The organism is Moorena sp. SIO3I6, from assembly GCF_010672095.1.
The window spans coordinates 1-1853 of the sequence record NZ_JAAHHU010000972.1 but is presented as its reverse complement, the minus strand read 5'-3'; the positions used below and the strand labels follow the sequence as shown (position 1 = coordinate 1853).

The 1853-nt window shown below is 46.9% G+C and carries 5 protein-coding genes; 2 read left to right on the top strand and 3 right to left on the bottom strand.

Going from position 1 to position 1853, the window contains the following annotated elements; translation table 11 throughout:
* Nucleotides 1-180 precede the first annotated feature (180 nt).
* Nucleotides 181-537 carry a hypothetical protein gene (locus tag F6K49_RS45105; protein ID WP_293108642.1) on the bottom strand — a complete coding sequence of 119 codons (357 nt, stop codon included), beginning with the start codon at nucleotides 535-537 and terminating at the stop codon, nucleotides 181-183.
* Between the two features lie 125 nt (nucleotides 538-662).
* On the opposite strand from F6K49_RS45105, the gene F6K49_RS45100 reads away from it, so the two are divergent.
* Complete coding sequence (locus F6K49_RS45100) at nucleotides 663-794, top strand: hypothetical protein (RefSeq protein WP_293108639.1); 132 nt, start codon at nucleotides 663-665, stop codon at nucleotides 792-794.
* Nucleotides 795-851: 57 nt separating this feature from the next.
* On the opposite strand, the gene F6K49_RS45095 is transcribed toward F6K49_RS45100, so the two are convergent.
* Nucleotides 852-1031 (bottom strand): hypothetical protein, encoded by a 180-nt coding sequence (locus tag F6K49_RS45095; protein WP_293108636.1) that lies wholly within the window; start codon nucleotides 1029-1031, stop codon nucleotides 852-854.
* Here F6K49_RS45095 and F6K49_RS45090 point away from each other — a divergent pair.
* A complete protein-coding gene (locus tag F6K49_RS45090) occupies nucleotides 1019-1315 on the top strand; it encodes a hypothetical protein (RefSeq protein WP_293108633.1) in 297 nt (98 codons plus the stop codon). The two genes, F6K49_RS45095 and F6K49_RS45090, sit on opposite strands and share 13 nt — an antisense overlap.
* Here F6K49_RS45090 and F6K49_RS45085 read toward each other — a convergent pair.
* Nucleotides 1301-1853 (bottom strand): hypothetical protein (locus F6K49_RS45085; protein WP_293108630.1); only part of this gene is annotated, 553 nt, incomplete at its 5' end. The genes F6K49_RS45090 and F6K49_RS45085 overlap by 15 nt on opposite strands.

The following is a 1853-nucleotide window of genomic DNA, read 5'->3' as shown; positions in this document are numbered from 1 at the left end:
GGGGAACAGCAACGCCATTTTTTTACATAGAGAGGGAGGTTATAATAACCTCCCTTACTTTGACTATTACCTACTACACAGTTTTGATAATCTAGCAACTAGCTATCGATTTTAATGCTTGCTACTGACTCTTACTGCTGCATAGTTTAAGTTCAATGGGCTTTTGAATTGGGGCTAGAGTTACTGACTCACCAAGACCGAAATGGTTGGGGAAGCGATATTCTTAAAAATTGCCTCGGCTGTCTGGCCACAATCGTAAGTTTCCCCTTGGAAGAAAGCGTTTGGGTCAATTATTGTTGTTTGGTCACAAAAGTTTGCCTCTACTTTAACTATCCCCTGAGTCTGGTCTGACTCATTGGAATATTCAGCATGAAAGCTTGTTTTCGTTGGATCAAGGATTACTGTCTGTTGTTGACCTTGCGTTATTTGAAAACGGTTAGGGTTAGGGGTATCTGCAAAAGCAGATGCGACTTGAGAACCGAAAGCAAGCACTACAGCCAGAAGGAAAGCTGTAAACACTTTGATTTTACGCTTCATAATTTTCATCCTTTTTTCACTGTAACTTTGGATTTGATCAGGTGGGTTTTTGTTTTCCACCTTTCAATCTAAAGACGATCTAAGAGGGTAATATCTGAATTTTTGATAATTAGCGTTCGCGTAGCGTGGCCTACGGCCAATCGCACCCTCATTCCATAAATAAGAAAAGCGTTCGCGTAGCGGCTCAGAGCATCGCATTCCCTAAAAAAGAAAAGCGATCGCATTCCCTAAAAAAGAAAAGCGATCGCATTCCCTAAAAAAGAAAAGCGATCGCATTCCCTAAAAAAGAAAAGCGATGGGCGAGTATTCAGCCGTCAGTCGTCAGTGGTCAGCCCCAAGGTCTGAGGGGGTGACACAAAGACCTGTAGGCGTTGCGTCAGTCTTTGAATGAATAGGAGTAGAGTGGGCATCCTGCCCGCCCGGAAATAAGCATGAAACTGGCAAGATGCCAGTTCCACCCAAGATGCCAGTTCCACCCAAGATGCCCATTCCATGGCAAGATGCCAGTTCCACCCAAGATGCCCATTCCACAGCAAGATGCCCATTCCACGGCAAGATGCCTATTCCACAGGTGCGACCCGTGGCGAATTTAATTCTTAATAGGTCAAGCGCACCTAAGCAAGATGCCTATTCTACAGATGGGACCCGCCGAACAGGCAAGATGCCTATTCCACAGATGGGACCCGCCGAACAGGCAAGATGCCTATTCCACAGATGGGACCCGCCGAACAGGCAAGATGCCTATTCTACCTCACTCTTAAAATCATTCCATTATTAAGCAAGGCCGGCCTGTAAGCTTTACCGGATGGAAATTTGAGCAAATTGTGATCAAAAAAGATAAACCCGCTATGGCATTGTATAAATGCGGGATGATTTTGATAGTTTTGTGGGGTGGGCATCTGGCCGTGGAATGGCCATCTTGGTGGAACGGGCATCTTGGTGAAATGGCCATCTTGGTGGAACAGGCATCTTGGTGGAACAGGCATCTTGCCTGTTTCAATTTCCGAGCAGGCAAGATGCCCACCCCACTCCTATTCATCCCGCCCCTCAGCAATGCCTCATTGTTGACTTCTAACTTCTCCTCAGAAGTAGCTGCAACAGGAACCGACTCTGAGTGCTGTAGCGATCGCACTACCTCCTGCACTTCCTCACCAACACCACTCTCCAGTTCTTCCACCGCAACAGATGATGTCACCGTCTCGCCCACAATCGGTTCAACTTCCCCATGGGGCTGGGACATTTCCCCAATTGCTGACTCTGTTGCCTGATTAGTTGGTTTGACACTCCCCGCCCTGGAAGGACGGGGATTCTTGATA